This is a genomic window from Mucilaginibacter daejeonensis (genome assembly GCF_020783335.1).
GTDB lineage: Bacteria > Bacteroidota > Bacteroidia > Sphingobacteriales > Sphingobacteriaceae > Mucilaginibacter > Mucilaginibacter daejeonensis.
On record NZ_CP086068.1, the window covers coordinates 737,429 to 760,414 of the forward strand.

Consider the following 22,986-nt stretch of genomic DNA (forward strand, 5'->3'; position numbering starts at 1 on the left):
GCCCGCCTGTACTGCCGGGTTTATAATTGGGGTGCGTTCTCTTGCGATCGCTCAATGAACTGCTGTTTTAGAAGTTCCGCTGTTCGATGAAGTTCATAAAGCGTAGACAACAATGTCTTCAATAGACCTTCTTCAGGTCGAAAGTTATCCTTGTAATGCGCCTGTGCATGAAAATTCTTTAAATGCTCGAATGCCTGTATACCCTCGCTGGTATCTAACCTGAACACTGCTTTTATAGCATTGGTGAATAAAAGGGTCATACGAACTAACCTTGGCAGGTTGTGCATCTGTATACGATAACCTGTGACCGTTTGAATGATCGACCTTAAAATCACTTCGGCGGCACGATGCAGGGTGAAAGCGGCCTGGCGGCTACTCTTACGGCCAATGAAAAATTCAGCACCTTTAAGAAACTCTAAGCCATGTTCACCCCAGCGGTCCCATTGGGTCAGTGCGTGAGCGGCGATAGCTTGCATGTCCATTGGGACGATGTTGCCGAAGGATAGATCAGGTGCCTGATAGGCAAAATGTCCGCGCAGCAACACATTTTTCCAAAAGCGGTTGCCCTCATGCAGCGCTTCTATGACCGCTGATGTTTTATGCAGGATCATATGGGTGTGAGCAAGGAACCTTAAATGATCCTCGATCTTATTGCTCATATCGCCCTCCGGCATCTTTTCTTCTGCGGATACCAGTATGACGAGGAAATAGGCGAATGGCTCGGGATGGCTGCCGATAAATATGATGGCTTGTATGCTTTCGAAGCGGTCAAGTAGAAACTCTTTTATTTTTTTCAGGCCGAGCTTTTCGGCGGCCGTTGGCTTGGGATACAGTGGGCGGAGTTTGATATGTTGCGGTTGAATTGCTATTTGCTGCGCAAATGCACTTTCGCATTTTTCGAGCGGCTCTACTTTGGCCTCAAGGTCAGCCATTCTCGCTTCAGCCTTAACGATTGTTTTTCCTGCTGGCCCAAGGCTTCCGCGCTGATGAACGATCCAGGCAGCATCATACAACTTGAGCATGTGCTCGTATACGCTGATCACTTCTTCGGCGGTTAGCTGATCGTCGTAGCCGGACGTTTCGGTCAAAGCCATTTCCAACCACTCGTACAGATGGTCGCGCAGAACGGCAAGGTCAAAGTCGCCGAACAGAAGTTTGACCACGTTAAAGGGTTCCATCAGTTGATGTTCTTCAAGGCTGGTCGGAAAGTACTCCCATTCGGCTTTTTCTTCCTCCAACTGCTCCTTGCTTACCGATGGTTTGGTAATGATATTGCAGTGTTCATGCCATAACACGTACATGGCCTCAACGAGCTTAACATTGTATTCCCATATATAAAGCAACAGGCCGGGGCCACTTCGCTCATCGTTGTAATATTCGCTGCTTACAGCAAAGTCGCGCCACTCTCTTAATTGGACGGCATGACCTTCGACCGAACTCATCTGAAAGAACTCTTCCAGTAATTTCAATGGCCTTGCGACCTGTTCCTGCTTCAGGAACTTGGGTGCATTCTCCCATGGTGCATAACTGCCTGTATACATACCGACCTCCCTTTGATCACCGGGTCTTCATTGACCGGGTGTTTCAAAGGTCAGGCTTCGTATATTAGTATTTCACAAAGCCAGTGCGTATCCCACAAATGCGGCTTAGTGTTTTACAATCTGCCTGCATTGCCTTATATTTGAGATAAAGGCGTGTTGGTCAAAACGCGCTTTTCACATCATCTACTTATTTATACATTTGACACATGGCAGAGACACTACACATTGGACGTAAGATCGCAAGGATAAGGGAACTTAAAGGCATCAAACAAGAAGCTCTTGCCATTGAGCTGAATGTTACCCAACAGACTGTTTCTAATATTGAGAAAAGCGATAAGATCGAAGATGAATTACTTGAAACTATCGCTAAAGCTTTGGGTGTCCCGACTGAAGCAATCAAAAACTTCAATGATGAAGCGGTCATTCATTTTATTGCAAACACCTATAATGACAATGCCGCCTCTTACGGCCATTATTACAACTTTAGCCCGATCGAAAAAATCGTCACGTTATATGATGAAAAGGTGGCTTTGTTAGAGCGCCTATTGGCCAGCGAGCGTGAAAAAGTAGAGCTACTCAAAAATTCTAAGTAATAACTGTGGTCAAACTATTCGTAAGCGGTTTCCCGCTTGAGATCACCGAAATGGAGCTCGCGCGAATGATTGGTCCGCACGGCGACATAAGCACGATCAAGATCGTCAGGGATAAACAGAGCCGCAAATGCAAGGGCTATGCGTTCGTCGAAATGGTCACAAAAGAAGGTGCCGATAACGCGATCGATGGCCTTGATGGTGTGGAGATGGAGGGCCGACCATTGACCGTCAAGATTAGTGAAGATCTACCAGTGACGCAGACACCTAATTTCGGCAGAGCATATGCGGGTTCGCCAAAGAACTACAGCAGTGATCAATACAAGATGAACGCTAATCGCTCCAAGCGCCCGAGGCGTCCTATAAGCTAAGGTCGGCCATGGATGTTTTTGTGAAATCACGAAATGCCAATCTAGTAGTGAGAATTTTTCGAATTCGAGCACAATAAGAAGTTAACTGTTCAGCATAATGACGAAATGCGGTTTGATTGTCATGCTTTAAACAAACACTGCAAAGAACAATATTACACATAAGCCGATTGGTGCTGACTAACTAAGTATTGGCTTCCGCGGAGTAAAACCAGCTGGAGCCTAATTTTGCCCCGTTATGGTCCTATAGATCAAAGGTTTCTAAACAACCCATGGACAATGATTTCCAATTTGTTTCGAAATAATTGTCAGAAGAATCGTGGGCTCCCTATTAAGACATGCGATAATATAAAAAACACCCTGCATCTATCACCACCATTTTTGCAATCCGGCTTTAATCGTAAAGATACGTTCCTCTCTTCCGCCAGTTAGATTATGAAGGATGAAAAGCGCATTCTCTGGAACATTGTTATACTTAAGTCTTGACGATGTTGCTAATTGCCTTCCAAGGCTGACCCATTCACCATTTTTCCAATAGCATAACTCGTATTCGTCATCAGCAACAATAAAATTTGAATCGCTGCGCGGTGTGAACCGCACTTGGTCGATGGGCATGTCTTTGCCTAAATCAAAGGTAATGGTTTGACCTTTTTTGCCCCAATAGTATGAGTTGATGTCCATATCGATTACCTTATTAAGGTCTTTATCGCTTTCATTGACGTCTATTTTCATAGGAATCGCGACTGCATTCTTGACAGCTGTTATCTCCGCTACATATACTTTTGGTGAATCAGGAAACGTATATTTTATGTATCTATATTCTCCTAAACGTACTGGAATAGATACTGTGCTATCTGGCACATCCATTACAGTGTATTTAATATGTGCTGCACTGTTGTATAAATTGCTTACACACTCTATCGTGCCACCCACCATAGTGTTTTCGTAAAACTTCACCCAACTTGTTCGAGGATATTTTCTTAGAATATCCTGTTCCCGCTTCGTAGCCACCGGTCTGAGATAGATGATCTTTCCATTGGGATTGACAGAGAACGGATCACCGAAGGTTTTAATGTCAACACCATCTTTATACATTCCAATGTAAATATTGTCTACTCCCATTTCTCTATATGATGCTTGACCATTTATTATTGGTGCATAAAACTGGGGTTCCCAATTTGCATTATTAAAAGTTCCTATTAACGCATAGGTTCTACCTGCACTGACGTGTTTTGGTATTTTTATTCTAACATCTGCAACCACTGTATATTTTCTTGTAACGTCCTCCCAATAAGGATTGAACAAACTCTCAGGCACATCAGATGAAGGTACTTCAAATGTTTCGACCTTAGAAAACCTTTCACGGTATACCTTTGCTACCTTTCTGTCTTGAATATTAAAGTCCATAGTAGGTTGCGCAGCATCAAAAGGTAGTTCCTTCCCATTTTCCATAAAAAGTACATTCCATTTATGGCCCGTTCGATTATTCCCCCACCTAATGCAAAAATCGCTTGCAATAGGTATTCCGACTGACCTCATCGCCGCGGTAGTGTAACCTACCAGATGGTTACAAGAGCCCTGGCCGCCTAACTCCATTTTAGAGATTGAGACATCATACGGATAATTCCACATAGTGCCGTTAGTGCTGATCTTTCTCGAGATCTCATATTGAACGTCAGAAGTAAATTTTAGTAGGTCGGTAGATTTGTTCCTGTCAAAAACTTCTTGTCGAGCAGTGCTGCTCTTTTTGATAAAATTATAGGTGTTATATAATGTGCTACGCTGATGATCATCTAAACGCTCCATCCCAACCCGATAGGGGAGTATATATTCCAAAAGGATAGTATCGGGCATATTCTTCAACCATGACTTCTCAGCGCGAACCTTAAAAAAATAGTCCAAATTTTCTTTCAAGAAATCGCTGGTCAAGTTAGTGCTATCTCTGACTTCATTGACTTTTATCTCTGAAAGGTCTCCATATTTTTCAACCAGCGAATCCATAGCCGATTGCAGTCTGGGGTCTTGATTATCAATTCGTCTTATCTTTTTAAGTTCTGACATAATCGAAAAAAGTTCGTCGAACTTCCTTAGGCTTTCACCATCGTGAAAGGATTTTGCCGGAATATTTTTCTCAAGAAAAATCGCCGCCTTATATTTAAACGGGTCTTTTTCCATCTTTATGTTTTCAAGAATAATTCTATACGATGTCTCTTGAGAATAAGCTCGAATTTGGATGAGTAAGGCTATTATAAGGATAAAAGATTTATTAAAACTTCTAAATGTTGTAATGAAGGTCATAATTTATTAATTGAAGTTCAACGAATTCATGGTATTGAATAAAGTATTTATTTCACTGAGTGATATCATTAACACCAGCTCTTCATTCGATGATGTATCTCCGACTTATTTTCCAAATACCCTTGGATAGTAGGACAGACTGACCATGAAGTATTGCTGCAGCACATTATTGAATCCAAATGTTTGAATGTTTCTATTAGTGGTGTTAACAATACTCTTATTTTGCTTTAGTAAATCTAGTGCTGATAATTTGATTTCGCCTTTATCACCTTTCAAAAATCTGTAGGTCAAACTAGCATTCCAAATCGCATAATTTACCGTAGGTTGATTACCAGCAGTATTGACGTTAAAGTTGACATTAGTGCTCCAAATCAAGTTCTTAGACAGTTGAAAAGTTCCACTAAATCGTGTGTAGTTGTTTGCCCCCTTATATTGAATTCCGTAATCTCCTTGCCTGTTGCTATATAAGCTAAGACTTTGTTTGGCATTAAGATTCAATATATCTAAATAACTATAGGCGATTTCGACACTGAAGTTATCTTCGCTATTTATCGAACTCATCAACATCTTATCGAAATACTGTGGTACTATAGAACTAAATATGTCGTACCAGGCATTGAAACGATAGGTATGGCTTTTATTGGGACTGTAAGATTTTCTAATGTGTGCACCTAAATGCCAATTACGGTAGCCATTCAAATTGACGTTATAGTTAATCTTCCTTCCAAGATTATCATAAAATGTACTATCGGATATCTTTTCCTTCACAAGAGTAGCATCTACGACCACGTCAATCTGGTAAGGATTTTTTGGTCCCCGACTTTCTAAGCTGTTACTCCAACGCACGAGATTTCGATATTCCGGTTTTATATTGATATTCCCCTTGGGTATGAACCATATATTGGCGCTATCCACTAACGGACTGATTTGTTCAATCGTTGGATAACCTACTTCTTTTTGATAAGTGAAGTTACTGTTCAATTCATAACTGCCATATTGATGATTATTGTAGGCTATCGTCGCTAACGGCACAAATGAATAATAGCCGTATCGAAAATTTTGCACCTCTTGAGTCGCGTTGCTCACTCGACCAAAAGATTGAATGCCTGAACAAAAAAGCAGGTCAATTCTTTTTTCATATCTGTTAGTTAGTCCACTATAGAAGTTTTTTGTCAAGGTCAATTTTAAGACTCCATCCCTTATAGTCTCAATTCGGTAATTTGTCAAATTAATATCTCTCAGATATGAACCTTTGGCATTGTTCAATACTAGAATGTCAGAAAGGTCCCGTTCAAGCCTAGCCTTCAAATTCATATTCAAATCGACACCGCCAAGTCCTGCAAAGCCGAAGAGTAGTCTTTTCAGGCTTGGATATCCAAATTCAAATGTATGCGCATTCTGTTGGTCTTGTAAATGGTAGACCCTGTCAAAAGATTGGTTCGCACTTGCATCTGTAGTAGATATAATTGATGATTGATTCTGCCGGTCTCCTTTATTCCAACTATAATCATATCTGTGGCTTATTGTAAAATTTGATAGGAGCTGCTTCGTTCGCTCTCTTTTTTCACCTTGGATTACCTCTTTCTGAAAGTTAAACTGCGTCTCCAGCGACAATACTCTAAATTCATTGTATGAATTTCGGAAACTGTTGCTTTTGCTTATCCGGCCAATCCTACCTGTCCGGTATTGCTCACCTACATTGCTTGACGAACTTTCATTCGTTCCGAAATTCGCGTCAGCTGAGACAGTTGTTTGAAAATTACGCTCTTGTTGCATGTACACCGCTTTCAAAACGTTAGTTGAAGAATGATTGTTAACTACACTGGATGAATTGCTACTAAGAATACTGTCTTCTTTGAGCGTAGTATTTACGTTCCGGAAATTGTTGATTATCTCTCTATTTTGTTTAAAAAATTGATCAAAGGTTAGTCTTTTGTTTTTTTTGTACCTGATCTCCGGCAATATCTCGTATTGTAGCCTAACGCCGGCAGTGGTTCCTACGTTAATGCCTGCCCGTCTAAAATCAGACTGATAATCAGTATTGATACCATCACCTTTGAAACTGTTGCTTCTAATCAATGTATTGATATCGTTAGCCGACTTGTTGATATTATTATAAGCCCCGACAGTGCTAATTTGCAACCGTTTGTCATAATAACTCAGCATGCCGTCTGCTGCAACTCGGCTCTTGCTACCGTATCCAATGCCGACCTTACCGAAAACCCCTTTTTTCTTATCAATTTTAAGTTTAAGGTTAGCATGTAACGTAGAATCAAGTGGGTTCTTTTCATTCCGCTGTCTGTATATCTGCACTTTGTCCAATACGTCCTTGGGTAGGTTCTGCGTAGCAGCCGTCAGGTCACTACCACCCATAAAAGGTTTGCCATCGACCAACAGTGAATTAATCTTTTTTCCGTTGAACGTAATATCTCCGTCACCCCATATCACCATACCTGGCAATCTTCGCATCAATTCTTCTGCTGTAGCGTTAGCATTCATTTTGAAAGCTCTTGGATTGAACTCCAAAGTGTCGCCATTCATTCGAACCGGAGCATAACCAGTTACCTGTATTTCATTTAAAACGTTTGCCTTTCCATAATTCTGTTCCATAAAAATCCAACCGAGGTCTAGGATTTTTTTATTACTCTTAAGTTCAACCATCCTCATGTAAGGAGAGTAACCGATATGCGTCACTATAATCTTTAAGGGTGTATTCATCGGTAATTTTCCAACATCGAACTCTCCAAAATTATTTGGTATAGCGAATTGTATTAAATTAGAATCAGCCTGATGATATATTGCCACGGTCGCACTGCTCAAGACGACCTTGTAAGTACTGTCCTTTACCTTTCCTTTTATTGTACCCTCCAAATCTGCGGAAGCAGATTTCCTTGCACGTACCTCAACAGGGGGCAAAGCCTTAAGCAGCGGTTTAAGAAATATTTTTTTTATTACAATCGTACCTTTAAATCCAGCAGGAGAGGCTTTGTGTCTGTAAAACATATAGCCTAAATGATCGATTCTTATCTCGAAGGTAGTGGAGCGGCTAATGTCTGATATCTTAAAAAAACCATGGTTATCGGTTACAACAGAACGGATGTTTTTTTTGCTCTCAAAATCGTAAATGCTCACATTTGCACCCGATAACATTATTTTGGACACTGTATCCACAACCGTACCTTGAATAGTATATGAGTCACCGCGCCCACTCTGTTGAGCGAAGGCCGGCAATACTACGATCACGGCAAACACGAGCTTGTATATATACGATAAATAAAACCTCACTGTTTCAACCAAATTTTCCTTTATGTATATGACTTTATAACCTCTTACGATATGTATTCAATTAACTGAACTAAAAATACTTGATGTTTAATCATCACTCAAGCGGAAATTCGCCTTTGACCTTTTTCATAATATTTAGGGTCTTGGACCTTATTGATTCGACTTCAACAGATGCGACCTTTACGGGCATTTTGAGAATCGTTTTCGCTGTTAACTCGATGTTTAAAGTGTCGTTCCTAAACACATAAAGTTTTAACAAATCATACCTAGGAACGAACCGATTCGGCAAAAAATCTATCAAAAACTTTTGGGTATTAATTGCATCTTCCCATCTTTGTGTATGCATATATGCCTTTGATAGTGACTCCAACCCTTTCTTTGTAATCATGATCTTCCTAGCCTCCTCTAGTAAACATACCGCTAGTTTGGGATAATCATCGTCTGTAAGCGCAAGCGAACCATATTCAATCAAAAATTTGCCGTCATTTTTCAGTATTGGATAGATACGCTTATTAATAGCCATGGCCTCCAATCGGCTTATCGTTCGAGTAGCTTTCCATCGTCCGACCGCTTTATATACAGTATATCCTTTTATAGATAAGTGTAATAGCAATACCGCGCTTGCTGTAGACAATGCTCGTACAGCAAAAAGTTTCCAATTAGGACCGTAAACTGCTACATTACATTCTGTCAGGCCAAAGCCTATAGCGATACAAGTCCCTAATAAAAGCAGTGTGATGTTAATGTGCAGTGGATATGATGAGTAGCCACTTATCAAAATAACAGCGACAGTTGATTTCAAGGCGTAAAGTAAAGTGGCGTTCTCCGAGGACCTAAGTTTGAAAAAAAGGTACAACACCCATCCCGATAACATAGTCCCTAGAAAACCGAGAGTAGCAAATATTTGGACGAACTCATTCATTGCTATGTATGTTTCGCCCGCGCTTAGATAGAATGACGGGTGCACTTGTTTTGAAGCACTAAAATATGCTGCTTGCCATTGAGGGTAGTACCAACTAAAACGCCCGATACCCGTACCTAGAAAGAATTTCTCTGGTATATGCCTCAAGGTAACCCACAAGGTCAACATACGACCAGCCACAGATAGTTTCCTTATACTAATCAACCATTTAAATGTAAATATCAAAACAGCCGTGATGCCGCCCCCCATTAATATCAGTTTGCTAATCGGTAGTCCATGGATTATTTTGATAGCACGATGCAGGTACAGCCTGAGAATAACAACGGTGAATTGGCAGAAGATGCAGACCAACGCTGTTCGACTTTGTGTTTCAACGACCAAAATCACTGTCGACGCAAGGATAAATACGTAAACAGCCTTTATAATGACCATACTTTTTTTTAAGATAGGCTGCAGTGCCTTAAGGCTCGAATAAAACCAGTGCAGTAATGGTAGGTGAAAACTGAGATAGCATGCGTAAGCACCTGAATTGAGTAATGTCCCGGAGGACACCGGTCCCTCATTGAGGCAATAGTCGACCATTTGGCAAATGCCCACATATAGTTCGAACATGTACCATGCCATGAATGTGTAAATCACCCATTTAAAGAGTTCAAAAAGATTAAGGATGTATAAGCCAAAACAACTGTAAAATATGATACTAACCGTAAAAAAATATTCGTTTCCGAAACTATAGCGTTGACTTAATATAATAGTGGCAGCAAATATTAGAACAAAACCCCAACCTATAACACCTCTTCCTGATTTCCGATAGACCGCAGTGATAGCAGATATTAAAGCAATGACCGGAACAAACCAAATCAAGGTATACTGATCATTTATAAAAGTTTCGTAGTTAAATGCGTAGCGATTGAATAATTCAAAAAATGCTATAAGAGCAAAAAAAACAATTGCATAACTAGTTACAGAAATTCGCGAAAGGCTTCTGAAATTTAAATGCAGCAACATTGATTTCCTCTCTAACATTTTAAGTATTACTATTAAGTCCTGAATATTGGATTTTATAAGCCATCTTCTATGAAAGATATGACGATATTCATATTTTAATTAAATCAAAAGGTCTTAATCATTGAAATATCATGCTACAGCCCTTCTCTCAACACTTTTCCTTTAAAAAAAAGCACTATAGGTGTAGCGTGACCTTTAAAATGAAGATGTATTTTCTTCAAAAATGGACCAGGATAGGCATCATACTTCGTGTCAACAATAAGGGTGTCGTTAGGCGACAACCGGTCTTTATTTACTGTAACTGAATAGCAATCGCAATCTGGAATTACCTTATCTATTATAATGTCTTGGTCCCCATTATTGACGACTTCAAAGATTGCATGCTTGGGAGCGCGGATATCATATTGGCCAAGATTTATATTATTATTATTAACGGTTGGCTTGAACTCTATGATTCTGGTTCGACCAAGTGATTGGTAATAGTGATAGCAGAAAAAAATGGCTACGCCTATAGTTACACCGATTAGTGATGAGATGTGTGTGCTTTTCATGTGATTAAGATTTTACCTTCAAAAAGGGGAGATATTGTATCGAGCACATATAAGATTCAACATCTTATATGTGCCCTACATCTTTCGCAAGATGCTTTGTTTCTCGTCGTGTTTACTACGGTTATTGGTAAGATTCCAAATCTAGGTCGACCAGTTCATTGTAAAAGGTGAAATGACTTAAACACTGAACTAGCATCATCGTGTTAGCTTTAGAAAAGAATTTAATAAAAATCAGTTAGCGACGAGTCTTAATGACAGCAATAGAGTATTAACTGTGAGATCGTATAAATTAGTCATGATAATTTAGGCTATTGGTTCGCATCAAATTTATGTCATAAATTAACAATCGCCATCCTGCACTTCCCGGTATCAGAGTGGTCTATGGAAATCAAAGTTGCAAACTAATATGAAATGTTACTGCTTCCTTCCACCTTAAACTAGCCGCATCTCAGATAAACATATACCAAATTGTCAGGTGATTAGCCGTTTGGCTGTAATGTTCTTAGTCATAACGTGTGGCGAGCGTTTGAAACAAGCGAATCAAGGTATACATGAAGTCTTACAACCAAAGCCAACTACCAATAAAGGGATTTTGATCAGATAAAGATACCTGCTATCTGCAACCATACTTGAAAGATCCACGACATTAAGCTTTAAGAAAGCGATCAAAAATGCCTTCCACTCACTTCTTAGGTAGCCCCTTCGGCACTAATAAGTAGTTATCTTGCCTGTGAGACAGCTGTAAAATCCAAAACTATAATAGACAGGACAGTGCAGTATGGTGCTGTTAAAATTATAAACTAGTCTTGTCGACACAATAACAAAAACCTAAACATTATTAATTACTTCACCTATCTTAAAAGATGCAAGCTTTTGGTACTAACAATTTATTGTTTAGATCAATCCGTCTTGTTTTCGAATCCAATTTATAAAACATGCTCACAACGAATACATTACACAAAGGCTGCTGTCAGTAATATTTGTATCTATTAAGAGACTACCAGGCATGACACGGAATTCATTGGCGTTCGGAATACGTTGTCCAATGTCGACAAATCATTGATAAAAAAGGGATGTTATAAAGAAGTGTCTAATCGATTATTTTGCCATGTAACTTTTCAAAGTTATCACCGCTCAGCGTTAATAAACAATAACCTTATACTCAATCACAATGGCTCATCAAAAATTAATGATATCTCAACAAGACAATATATTTCTAATAGAACCAAGCAAAATTATTTTTATTCAATCAGACAGCTGTTACACCAAGATATATTTAAAAGGAGGGCAAAAAATTCTTGCTTGTAAGCCACTTTCAAAGCTTGAGCGGGAACTTCAACCTGATATATTTATTCGTGTCAATCAATCTTTTTTAATTAATAGATATTTGATTGAACGTATTGATAAAAAAAGAAAGTCCATTGAATTAAATGAGAATCATAGTGTTAGCTACACAGTAGCGTTAAAAGCTTTATTGAAAATGATAGAGGCATGATAATGCTTTTTGAAGTAAGAAAAATAGAAATGCCTGAGCGGTGATCAATTTAAAGACGTCCAAAGACAACACATATTGATAATGTTTAGGATACTTACTCACACGGCTAAAATTCTTTACCGTATACTATATTTATATAATACAATTGACTTTATTAAATTTAACCCATTTGTATAATTATTTTAGGGGAATAATATTTAAGCCAAAAGAATTATGAAAACCAAAAAAAGTAGACTGGCACTGGTGCCTGTAGTTGCAATTGTAACTGTTATGAGTTTAAGTGCGTTCGTAAGTAACGGAGAATCCGGTGAAGCAGGAAAAAAGAAAAAAAGTGTTCTTTATTGTTACAACAGTAAAGAAGAACTTGTGCATACTGGTGAAGAGTGTGTGACGGGTAAAGGTGATTGCGTTAATGACCCTTGTCCTCGCAACACGCATATGCACTTGTAGAACGTATGTGTTAGATAACCCTAAAACAAGGCTTCCCAAGCATAAACGCTTAAAATTTCACCCGTAGGAATTAGAAAACACCTACGGGTGTCTTATTACATAATAAACTCATGAAATATTGTCCTCTATTTTTTATCGTCATTCTAATTTTCTCTTGCAAAAATAAATTTAAAGACAACATCTGCAAACCTGTAGTGGATTCCTCTATGGTTCAAATTGATCTTGACAAAAATGGTAATTCAGACGATAAACTGAACAGAATTATAGAGGTCAAAGAAATTATTCCCTTAGAGACAAAGACTGACTTTTATATAGCTGATATAACTCAATGTTTAAGATTAGACTCACTCATACTCTTGCTAGATGCTAAATATTCAAGACTTTTAATTTACAGACAAGATGGTCGTCTTTTGCGGGAAATTGGACGCTTGGGTGATGGCATTGGTGAGTTCGAAAACATATCTAATTTTTTTGTCGATGAAAGAAAGCGATTGAACTTATTTTCGAGTGAGTCAATGAAAATGCTGATGTATGACATCGAAGGGAAATTTATCGGAGAAAAGAAGGTGCCCTTTTATGCGCAAAGTGCCATCAAGATAAGCCCCAACCAGTATGCATTTTACACTGACTATAATAAGTCTGAAGAAACCGGCGGGTTCAACTTAGTCTTCACGGATAGTTTACTAAAGGTGCGAAGTTTTTTTTCTCCTTATCCAGATAATCCTGATGGACCAGTTTTATCAAAAATATCCGGGGGAATGTTTCAGTCGAACACAAATTCCCTTATCTATGGCGCTTTTCAAGATTCTATTTTTGAAATCACTGATGATAGTAAGGTCTTGAAGCTTAAATACGTTCTCAACATAAAGACCAATAAAATACCCGAAGCGATAAAGGCTGACCCATCAAATTCTCTTAAGTCCAATCCGTCGCGAGTGATAAGTTACAATCAATTACACGGTGCGGTATTTCAGACGAATTCATTACTGAGTTTTATATACTTGGAAAAAAGAATCCCTCAGCAAGTATTATACGATAAAATCCATCGAATCCTCATAAAAAACTCAAAATCAAGTGGCTTCCCAAAGTGCCTTGGCAAAACCATTGGAGTTTATTCTGAAGATTTTATATCATATATAGACCCCGATACGTACAAACGCGTTATATTGGATAATCCCGATGTCGAATTGTACCTAAAGCAATTAAGCCCCATCTTATATAAAGCGCTAATAAACATGTATACAAAACAAACAAATCCGACTTTAGTGATTTGGGGACCGAAAACCATAAAAAAAAATATCAAATCCTAGGCAAATAAGTTTCCGGAATATAATCTCTAACACTTTATTTCACATTAAAGTAATAATAACTAATTAATCTCGAATAACTTGAGTCACTCCTATTTAGAATTACGTCTTTGAGTAAAAATGTATGGGTGACAGTAGCAATAATTATTAGAAAGTTTGTATCCAAATCGACGAATAATAAGGGTTTACGTTTCCAAAATCAATCAACCATTAAGAGTGTGAACAGAATATGCTGTGTAATATTATAATAGATTTATTTTATACAGTAATTGTGTCGCAAATTTTATTATTAAAGAAGGACGATGTTGATTGAATCCAACAACGCGTTAAGCAAAGGGGCGTTTTAAATAACCAACGGATTCGTTGGAAATCCAGTCCTTGAAGTGATTAAATAACATTTAACAACATATTGTCAATTCACTTATACTATGAAAAAAAGCACAGGTGTTAAAACCTTAATTTGTTGTTTGATTCTCTTGTCTTCTTTAGGTAATGTAGTCGCCCAAGAAATAAATAAAATCCGTGTGGATCCTAATCAAGCTTACGGAGGAGCCGTGTCAGAATATTTTACTACTGTGGAGTATATCCCTTTAGAGTCCAATAAACAAAGCACATTTGGATATATCACAAGACTGATTGTTACTGATAGTAGTTTTGTCGTCTATGATTCGGATACCTATAGCGTATACTTTTTTTCCTTATCAGGAAGATTTATAAGAAAGGTAAAAGGAAAAGCAGAAGGGTTAGGTCAAAATATAGATTATGATAAAAAAGCAGGTTATATAGATTTTTCGCGTGTACAAAGGTCTACCAACAAGTTAGAGCACAGTTATTTCAGCAAGACAGGTGAGGAGTTGAGCAAAAACTTTATTCCTCATGCTGAGAATGATTTTGCTGATATGCTACCTTTGGGCGACAACTTCTATGCATCAGCGAATGGATGCTTCATCTCTAATATAGACAAAACTAAGAGTACAATAATCAACAGGTTAGAGATATACAACAATGGAAAGTTATACAAAACCCTATTGCCAATCAATCAACAAGAAAATGAAGCAATCTGTGCTATTCACGGATTTCTTAGATTGCCAGAAAAGTCTGAGAATAATTCGTTCTATATCTCCACTCCTTTAGACTATTTTGTATATAAAATTAACAAAGATAGTGCAAAACTGGTGTTTCAATTCGTTTTCCCAGCAGATAGGATTTTTTCAAACGATATTTTAAAATCACATGATAAAAAACTTATCCGGGAAATTGCAGAAAAGAATATTTTGAACCCAGACCCTTTGAAAATTATGAATGTTTCAAATATATTTTGCAGAGGAGAAAATATTTTTTTTAAGATAAACCCTAAACGGTATGTCTCAAGCCAAGGTTCAGCTATTCAATATCAGTACAATTTTATCTATAACAAGATTTCCGGGAGGTTGATTTCCTTAGAACGCCTAATCGGTGACGAATCCAATTTTTACCTGCCAATTTTCAATGATAGGGTCAAGGTGGACGGCCTAGAGCAGTTTGATGATGGATTTTATTACTCCAATATTTCCTCATACAACATGTTCGCGGCTGCATCAGCCACCAAGCTTAAAAAGCCACAATATCCCGACATCCTACAAAATTTCTTTAAAACTGGAAATAGGCGTAGCAATCCGGTTATCGTTCGAATGAAACTGAAAGAATAAGATGAAAAAGAGTAAATGTCAACAAATTGGCGGTTTGAACAGTACGCATAGCCTCTACTGGTGATGATACATATAGTTCTGTTTTGACTGCATGTACCAATTTAAGGCTCTATATCCTGCCCGTAGCCCTGTTTTGTTTTACCGTCTTCGTGACCCTGAACGAAATTAGCAAAAGGCATAAACTGGTTCGAGCATTATGTCTAGCAAACCATGCGCTGTCTCGCACATGACAGCTAGTATAGCTCCTGTTATCTGAATAATTGATATGCAACACTTTTGGAAAGCTCGTTAGCCACTGATTTGCTTCGGTCGTCCTGAGCAGCACCCTTGGCCAGCAACCGTGCTGCTCCTGTTGGGGTTACTTGCCGTTCTCCCCGAACTGGCGTGAATCAAAGCATCTTCAAGCTAATGGTTTGTAACCCCTCCTAAAAGTCGGACTGCTTAAAGGACGAAAAGTCTTAACTTTAAACAGTCAAACGATGAAGAACTCTATTATTACCGAAGCACAGATTGTCAAGGCCATCAAAGAGTATGAAGGTGGCCGTGAGCTAAACGATGTATGCCGCGAACTGGGCGTGCACAAATCAACCTTTTACAACTGGCGTAAAAAGTACGCCGGCATGGACAGCCAGGAACTGAAACGGCTGAAAGAGCTGGAGGAAGAGAACCGCAAGCTGAAGCATATGTATGCTGAGCTTGCTTTAGATCACAGCTTGTTAAAAGACGTGCTCTCAAAAAAGTTCTGAAGCCCTGCCAGCGCAAGGACATGGTTGCTTACTTAATGGAACATCGCCAGGTAAGCATTAGCAGGGCTTGCCGGGTGGTAAAGCTGCCCAAATCCATGTTTTATTACAAGAACGTTCGTGATGATTCAGAAACCATTGATAAGTTGCTTGAGCTATCTGAACGGTATCCGACTGAGGGTCAGGATCTGTATTACAGCCGCATCCGTCAGCAAGGACTCAGGTGGAATTACAAACGTGTCAGGCGGGTTTACCTGCTGCTGGGCATGAATCGCCGCAGAAAGGTCCGCAGGCGTGTGCCTGCACGGGTTAAGATACCCTTAGTAGTTCCTGAACAGGCTGGAGATACCTGGTCAATGGATTTTATGTGCGATATACTGGTGAACAAAAGAAGGTTCCGTACGCTCAATATAATCGATTATTTTAATCGGGAAGCTATTGCTGTAGAAGCTGCCTATACCATGCCAGCCATTCGGGTAACTCAGATTCTGGAGCGAACCATTCATGAGCAGGGCAAACCCAACTGTATTAGGGTAGATAATGGACCTGAGTTTAACAGCAAGGAGTTTAAGGATTGGTGTGAAAGCAGAGGTATTACCCTGCAGTTCACCCAACCGGGCAAGCCTATGCAGAACGGCTATATCGAACGGTTCAATAGAACCTTCCGTGAAAACATACTGGATGCTTACTTATTTGAAGACATCAACCAGGTACAGGTTTTAGCTGATGAATGGATGGATGATTACAATTACAGCAGACCGCATGAAGCATTAGGAGGTATTACTCCAGACCTTTTTAAGCGGATGAAAAACATAGACCAACAACAGTATCACAATGAAAGTTGACATTTATCCAATTCTGCAGGCCAGCCCTGTATCAGGTGGCTTTTACTTCAAAGCTATATTCACATGGTGGCAAATACTTGCTGTGATTGCTGTGATTATTTTGATAATATATTTAATAAGGAAAAAACGTAAATAACAGATAATTTAGTCTATTAAACACCTGTCCGAACTAAGGGAGGGTTACAGATATACTTGTAAGTGAAATTATGGTTATTGTTCACTACTGTATCATACTGCCTTACAAATAGCGCAAAGCATTTTGAGTGACCGATCACTGTATCATTTAAGCGCCCGGTCTTCTTTAGATAAGCTTTAACGAACTGCTCTATTTGTTTGGTATATAAACTCAATGCGTTCGACGCGCTACTTGGATGAGCTTTGAAGCTGTAAATACTGTCCTTCAGGTCGTAGGTAAATAAAGTATCATGATGGTAAATATAACGGTAAAGAGGTCTACCATTCATGGAACGCGTAAGAACATCATAGGCCGCTATCTTCTCTCCGCTATCCTTTTACAATGTCTCTTCGCTACGTGACACTGAGGTATCTTTGTCACTAAAAAGGCTCTTATTGACCTGTATGGTCTTATAAGTTAGCTGATGATGGCTTTGTACCGATCTTAATGACCTTTGCAAGATATGCTCGGGCGATTGAGGATTGGCCATTGTTCCATAAAGAATGACAGATAATACAATGCATAAATTTTTTAGCATGACCTAAGTTAAATATAAGCCCTGACCGATATCCCTTGTTTTAAAACTTTTGCGTATGATCGCCATCTTTCCCTGCGCTCACCAAGGCATTGCATTGCGTAAACACCAATTAAACACTGAGCAGGGCAGCTGTCAAGGGCGAGGCGTAGCCGAGTTCATATACCCTTGACAGCTGACCTGCGGTGTTACCTTTGTGGCAGCGGTGCAGTGCCTTTTCTATTCCGCTAAAGCAGCGGTGTTATGAGCGCAGCGAATTTCACGGCTGCAAGGGCAGCGAGGCTTATGGCGCAATGGCAACCCGGCGCAACGCGCATGGTGTCATGAGAGCCATGTGCCGCAGGAATCCTTTCCCTCGTTTTCATCGATCGATCACCAAATTAAAATCGCTACTGTCCTTATTGATACATATCAAACAAGCAGCATAAAGAGCCGACTTTGGAGGAACTTTCCAATGCCCCGAACTGACTTCGGAAGGGAGGGCAAGATTCGTTTGTCCGACAAACGTTTATCTTGCTGATCGCGAAAAAGTGCGATCTCATTTGGATATGTATGTCATTTGCCGAGATCTGCTTGCTATGAATCACCCTTTCATTTGCTATGCAATTACAAACATTATAATCTAAAAAGTGACCTATTAATTCTTGGTATGAATGCCATTAAGTACTTACCATCGAATTACAATCGATGACACTTGTCAGCACGGTTTTGAACCGCGTTGTAGGCCTGTTCGAATTCATTGACATAAGACCTTACTCGTCGTTTGAAAGCATTATCCAGTAACCTCTTTCTGAAAACTGACGAACAAATCAGTTTACTGGTAAGCTCCAGCCATATATATCCTTACTGGCAATACAACAATCAGTATAATAGCGGTTGTTGGCAAGAATGGTGCTGGCAAAGGAGCCTAATTAAATCCTTTAAGCAGGTCTGTGCATTATCACGAATAAGTGAAAAAACCTTCAGAAATCATGTGTATTATGTTAATTTGAATTTTGAATTTATCTTCATTTTTATATTTATAAATAAGTTTAATAATTCACCTAATCTTATGCAATCTATTGACTACAAAAAGGTATTCTCAAAACTTAGCCACATCAAGGCATTATCTCATGATCAGAAGTTTGAACAAGTTGTACAGAACATAATTTTATATTCACTAATTAATAACAGTCAGGAAATCAGAAACGAAGCAGATCTTACTGATAATATTGTTAAAGTTTATGGTATTTCCATTCGAACTCATATCGTTCAGTCCAATTTAGACCGATTACTCGATAACGGAGATATCATAAAAGACTCCATAACAAAAGCGATAGCATTACAACCACAAACTGCGGAAAGGATTAAAAAGAGAATAACTGATACTAACGTATTAGAAATCAAAGTCAAAAGAAAGTGGCTTTATGAAGTAGCACAATTTCTGCCAGAAATAAAAGCTGACAATTATGAAATACTCTGGAAACACTTAACGGACTATCTATTCAACGTTTTGGAGCAACATGGGGTAGAAACACTGAACTTACTCAATCCTTCGCTTAAAGTATCGGATGAGGTTCAAATGAGCCTAACCTCAATCTTGGATAAGATTATAAAGGAAAATGAAAGTGAGTTCTCGAAAGAAAATTTAACGGATGCTATCAATCAATTCATTTTAAAAGCTGACGAAGAGCGTACAAGCTACCTTTCTCAATTAGTTGATGCAACTTTTACCAGTTTCGCATTAACTTCAGACAGCGATACTGTTAATTTTCTCAATAATCGTTTTCAGAACTTACTTTTATTCCTTGATACAAACTTCATATTTGGAATACTTGATTTGCATAAAAATAATGAGGATGCATCTGCCAGGGAAATCTTAACGGAAATCAAAAAGAATAATTTCCCATTTCAATTGACCTTTCATCCTGAAACACTGGCTGAATTTAAACGGGCATTCGATTCTAAGGCATTGTTTATAAGAGCCACAAAATGGAGTAGAGAAACCAGTCGCTTAGCACTAGCCGTAGATGGACTTAGCCCTTTAGAAGAATTGTTTCATAAAGAAAACGTTGAAAACCATATAGATCCAGACGTTTTCCTTGACAAGTATGATCATGTTGATTTGATTGTTAAAGATCTCGGTCTAACAGAGTATACCGTTGGGAAAAATTCGGTTTACGATTCAGTGGAAGTCGAAGAAGATATTGAAAAATATAAAACGTTTTACGAGTTCAACAAAAACAGAAAGCCAAAAACATACCAAGGATTCAAACATGATATAGAGGTATTAAGAGAGGTCCGTAGGCTTAATCCTAAAAAAACGAAGTTCTTAGAAAGTAAAGCTTTTTTTCTTAGTTCCGATTATATTCTAAGCAAGTTTGAGCGAGAAAATTATAAAAGACGTTGGGAGATTAACTTCATTATTAGTCCAAGCACGTTTCTGCAATTGATTAGACCATTTGTTCAAAATGATTATGTGACGAATAAAAAGTTTATCGACACATTCAGCATTCCGGACCTAAGAACGTTTGAAATTGATTATACTGGAACCAGATCGAAGACTTTGCAAATATTAAATGATAGCTACCATGATACGTCATTTCAAACAAAAGTTGCCATTCTTCGTGATCAGGTGTTGCTTGAAAAATTTGAAAAGCTAAACACAAATCAACTTGCCCAAATTGAACTTATTGAAAATCGCATTGCTGTTGAAAATCAACTTCTTTCTCAACAAAAACAAAGTGCGGAACGAGAAATTGAAATAATTTCTCAGGAACTCGCTTTTGTAAATGATTCAAGCCAACGTCTTAAAGAAAAGTCTAACGAAGAGATAAATAGCCTAAAAGCAGAGGTAGAGACACTCAAAGTAGCGTGGAAAAAAGAGCAAGACGAAAAGGCGTACTTAGCGAGGGTACTTGAGTGGACAAATAGAAAAACAGAATATTGCGATGAGCGCTTGGCCGATATCAGGAAACAATTTGTTTCAGATTTTAAGTATAGCGTGGTGCCTATCACAATGCTTTTTATAGTAACATTTTTAGTGTTTATCCATTCCAAGTATGCTGAAAAAGCAAAGAAATTTCTTGTCCCTACTTATATTTCTCATAGAACTTATTTCTGGTCAGTGATTATTTTAGGTTTGCTTGTAGCCATAGAAGTGGTTAGGCGAACCTATATCACAAAGAAAGAACGTGTAGCCAATGGGATTTCGTGGGCTTCTACTTTGGGATATTCAAAAAGAAAATACAAGCTTATAGAGTCGAAGAGAGAAGATGTAGAGACAGAGTTCATAGGAAAAAATCCTTATCCCGTTGCATAGTAATGTATTATCCTAGCGTAATAAATACCCCACTTCGAAATAATCGCTATCAATGCGCTTAATCTCATTTATCCGTTGTGAAGAAACGCCCAAATTACAATCAAGCATCAATTGGCTAATTGTTCACCATCGATCAGGACAATTTTAATTTCATTCTTAGACGGATAACTCAGCGCATTTTTTGTAAAATATGAAGTAGTTAGAAATATACCATTCTTCGCTCCCTGGCCAGCCAATGCTCCAACAAATTTATGCAATTCAGGGGCGTCGAAATACATTGCCGGCCTGCCAACGCTCGCCTGAATGAAAATTATATCGAGACCTAGTTGTCTTCTTTGATAGTGCCATTAATAGCTTCATCACCTGTTTTGCCATGGCTTTGCCGGCATAGGAGCAAATATATGCGAGACGACATTACTTCTTCTCATTATATAAATGCATAATAGAAGGTAACAATATCGCAGACGGGACAAGCCCTTCGGTAAAGCAGATGGGACAAGAATACTATATTAAATGAAATAAACGGTCAATTGCATTTTAAAGTTGTGTAACTCCTCTTAAAAATCGGACTGTGTAAAGAATGAAAAGTCTTAACTTTAAATGTAACCCTGCCTTAGTTCGGACTGGTATTTTATAGACTTATTAATTCAAAAATATAATTATTGTTATTGGAACTGTGGGGATGTTGGAAACTCGCCAGAGTTTTCAATGTCTCCACAGTTTAGCCGCTTATGCAGGTCTGGCGTTATACCTCCCAATGCTTCATGCGGCCTGCTGTAATTGTAATCTTCCATCCATTCATCAGCTAGTACCAGCACCTGGTTGATGTCTTCAAATAAGTGAGCATACAGTATGTTTTCCCGGAACGTTCTATTGAACCGTTCGATATAGCGTTTTGCATGGGCTTTCCCGGTTGCGTGAATTACACAGTTATACTCTGCTTTCACACCGATCCTTAAATTCCTTGCTGTTAAACTCCGGCCCGTTATCCACTCTGATACAGCTGAGTTTACCTTGCTCATGAATAGTTCGCTCCAGAATCTGAGTTACCCGCACGGCTGGTATAGTATAGGCAGCTTCTACGGCAATAGCTTCCCGGTTATAGTCATCGATAATGTTCAGCGATCGGAACCTTCTCTTGTTCACCAGCACATCGCACGTAAAATCCATCGACCAAGTATCTCCAACCTGCTCAGGCACGACTAACGGTACTTTAACACGTGCAGGCACACGTCTGCGAATCTTTCGGCGACGGTTGTTCATGCCCAATTCAGGTAAACCCGCCTTACACGTTTGTAATTCTACTGTAGACCTTGCTGGCGGATGCAGCTATAATACAGATCTTGACCCTCGGTGGGATGCTTTTCGGACAGTTCCAGCAACTTATCAATAGTTGCTGAGTCATACCCGTTGTTGTTGTAGTAATACATGGATTTGGGCAGCTTTACTACCCGGCAAGCCCTGCTAATACTTACCTGACGGAAATCCATTAAGTAAGCGACCATGCCCTTGCGCTGGCGGGGCTTCAGAATTTTTTTGAGAGTATGTCTTTTAGTAAACTATGATCTAAAGCCAACTCTGCAGACATGTGCTTCAGTTTACGGTTCTCTTCCTCCAGCTCTTTCAGCCGTTTGAGTTACTGGCTGTCCATGCCGGCATACTTTTTACGCCAGTTGTAAAAGGTTGATTTGTGCACGCCAAGTTCGCGGCATAAGTCGTTTAGCTCGCGGCCACCTTTATACTCCTTGATAACTTATACGATTTGCGCTTCGGTAATGATAGAGTTCTTCATCGTTTGACTGTTTAAAGTTACGACTTTGGGTCCTTTACACAATCCGAACTAAGGGAGGGTTACAGAACTTTATGATTGAAATCCTGAGACTG

Annotated in this window: 18 protein-coding genes and 2 pseudogenes; 8 read left to right on the forward strand and 12 right to left on the reverse strand. The window is 39.0% G+C overall.

What is annotated here, in order from left to right; translation table 11 throughout:
* Window positions 1-20: 20 nt before the first annotated feature.
* Window positions 21-1,541, reverse strand: a complete 1,521-nt coding sequence (locus LLH06_RS03370; RefSeq protein WP_228171854.1) for a hypothetical protein — start codon at window positions 1,539-1,541, stop codon at window positions 21-23.
* A gap of 206 nt (window positions 1,542-1,747) precedes the next feature.
* On the opposite strand from LLH06_RS03370, the gene LLH06_RS03375 reads away from it, so the two are divergent.
* Both LLH06_RS03375 and LLH06_RS03380 read left to right on the forward strand, forming a co-directional pair.
* Window positions 1,748-2,134: a helix-turn-helix transcriptional regulator gene (locus tag LLH06_RS03375; protein ID WP_228171855.1), complete on the forward strand. Its 387-nt coding sequence runs from the start codon at window positions 1,748-1,750 to the stop codon at window positions 2,132-2,134.
* A gap of 5 nt (window positions 2,135-2,139) precedes the next feature.
* Window positions 2,140-2,502 (forward strand): RNA recognition motif domain-containing protein, encoded by a 363-nt coding sequence (locus tag LLH06_RS03380; protein ID WP_228171856.1) that lies wholly within the window; start codon window positions 2,140-2,142, stop codon window positions 2,500-2,502.
* A 366-nt stretch (window positions 2,503-2,868) separates the two neighbouring features.
* Here LLH06_RS03380 and LLH06_RS03385 read toward each other — a convergent pair whose 3' ends face one another.
* The 4 genes from LLH06_RS03385 to LLH06_RS03400 form a co-directional block, all read right to left on the reverse strand.
* Window positions 2,869-4,797: a transglutaminase-like domain-containing protein gene (locus tag LLH06_RS03385; protein WP_228171857.1), complete on the reverse strand. Its 1,929-nt coding sequence runs from the start codon at window positions 4,795-4,797 to the stop codon at window positions 2,869-2,871.
* Window positions 4,798-4,902: 105 nt separating this feature from the next.
* A complete protein-coding gene (locus LLH06_RS03390; RefSeq protein ID WP_228171858.1) occupies window positions 4,903-8,040 on the reverse strand; it encodes a TonB-dependent receptor in 3,138 nt (1,045 codons plus the stop codon).
* A gap of 136 nt (window positions 8,041-8,176) precedes the next feature.
* Window positions 8,177-10,030 carry an O-antigen ligase family protein gene (locus LLH06_RS03395; RefSeq protein WP_228171859.1) on the reverse strand — a complete coding sequence of 618 codons (1,854 nt, stop codon included), beginning with the start codon at window positions 10,028-10,030 and terminating at the stop codon, window positions 8,177-8,179.
* A gap of 116 nt (window positions 10,031-10,146) precedes the next feature.
* Window positions 10,147-10,563, reverse strand: a complete 417-nt coding sequence (locus LLH06_RS03400) for a DUF1573 domain-containing protein (protein ID WP_228171860.1) — start codon at window positions 10,561-10,563, stop codon at window positions 10,147-10,149.
* A gap of 1,171 nt (window positions 10,564-11,734) precedes the next feature.
* Here LLH06_RS03400 and LLH06_RS03405 point away from each other — a divergent pair.
* The 5 genes and pseudogenes from LLH06_RS03405 (at window position 11,735) to LLH06_RS03430 (ending at window position 17,091) form a co-directional block, all read left to right on the forward strand.
* Entirely contained in the window at window positions 11,735-12,058 is a 324-nt protein-coding gene (locus LLH06_RS03405; RefSeq protein ID WP_228171861.1) for a LytR/AlgR family response regulator transcription factor, read from the forward strand.
* A 213-nt stretch (window positions 12,059-12,271) separates the two neighbouring features.
* Window positions 12,272-12,508, forward strand: a complete 237-nt coding sequence (locus tag LLH06_RS03410) for a hypothetical protein (protein WP_228171862.1) — start codon at window positions 12,272-12,274, stop codon at window positions 12,506-12,508.
* A 110-nt stretch (window positions 12,509-12,618) separates the two neighbouring features.
* Complete coding sequence (locus tag LLH06_RS03415) at window positions 12,619-13,818, forward strand: 6-bladed beta-propeller (RefSeq protein ID WP_228171863.1); 1,200 nt, start codon at window positions 12,619-12,621, stop codon at window positions 13,816-13,818.
* A 425-nt stretch (window positions 13,819-14,243) separates the two neighbouring features.
* Window positions 14,244-15,503 carry a 6-bladed beta-propeller gene (locus LLH06_RS03420; RefSeq protein WP_228171864.1) on the forward strand — a complete coding sequence of 420 codons (1,260 nt, stop codon included), beginning with the start codon at window positions 14,244-14,246 and terminating at the stop codon, window positions 15,501-15,503.
* 479 nt (window positions 15,504-15,982) lie between these two features.
* Window positions 15,983-17,091, forward strand: a pseudogene (locus LLH06_RS03430) (IS3 family transposase).
* 152 nt (window positions 17,092-17,243) lie between these two features.
* Here the strand turns inward: LLH06_RS03430 and LLH06_RS03435 are convergent.
* Together LLH06_RS03435 and LLH06_RS03440 are read right to left on the reverse strand one after the other, a co-directional pair.
* Window positions 17,244-17,555, reverse strand: coding sequence for a hypothetical protein (locus LLH06_RS03435; protein WP_228171865.1), 312 nt, complete (start codon window positions 17,553-17,555; stop codon window positions 17,244-17,246).
* Between the two features lie 48 nt (window positions 17,556-17,603).
* Window positions 17,604-17,756, reverse strand: coding sequence for a hypothetical protein (locus tag LLH06_RS03440; protein ID WP_228171866.1), 153 nt, complete (start codon window positions 17,754-17,756; stop codon window positions 17,604-17,606).
* Between the two features lie 1,096 nt (window positions 17,757-18,852).
* Between LLH06_RS03440 and LLH06_RS03445 the strand changes: the two genes are divergently transcribed.
* Entirely contained in the window at window positions 18,853-21,102 is a 2,250-nt protein-coding gene (locus LLH06_RS03445) for an ATP-binding protein (protein WP_228171867.1), read from the forward strand.
* Window positions 21,103-21,209: 107 nt separating this feature from the next.
* Here LLH06_RS03445 and LLH06_RS20735 read toward each other — a convergent pair.
* From LLH06_RS20735 to LLH06_RS20745, 5 genes and pseudogenes are all read right to left on the reverse strand, one after another.
* Window positions 21,210-21,428, reverse strand: a pseudogene (locus LLH06_RS20735) (restriction endonuclease); the annotation flags it as partial.
* A gap of 339 nt (window positions 21,429-21,767) precedes the next feature.
* Window positions 21,768-22,124 carry an integrase core domain-containing protein gene (locus LLH06_RS03450; RefSeq protein WP_228171868.1) on the reverse strand — a complete coding sequence of 119 codons (357 nt, stop codon included), beginning with the start codon at window positions 22,122-22,124 and terminating at the stop codon, window positions 21,768-21,770.
* Window positions 22,033-22,365, reverse strand: a complete 333-nt coding sequence (locus LLH06_RS20740; RefSeq protein ID WP_394800306.1) for a DDE-type integrase/transposase/recombinase — start codon at window positions 22,363-22,365, stop codon at window positions 22,033-22,035. The genes LLH06_RS03450 and LLH06_RS20740 overlap by 92 nt, the downstream gene beginning before the upstream one ends.
* 38 nt (window positions 22,366-22,403) lie before the next feature.
* Window positions 22,404-22,607, reverse strand: coding sequence for a hypothetical protein (locus tag LLH06_RS03455; RefSeq protein WP_228171869.1), 204 nt, complete (start codon window positions 22,605-22,607; stop codon window positions 22,404-22,406).
* Window positions 22,608-22,738: 131 nt separating this feature from the next.
* Entirely contained in the window at window positions 22,739-22,852 is a 114-nt protein-coding gene (locus LLH06_RS20745; RefSeq protein WP_394800326.1) for a transposase, read from the reverse strand.
* Window positions 22,853-22,986: the final 134 nt, after the last annotated feature.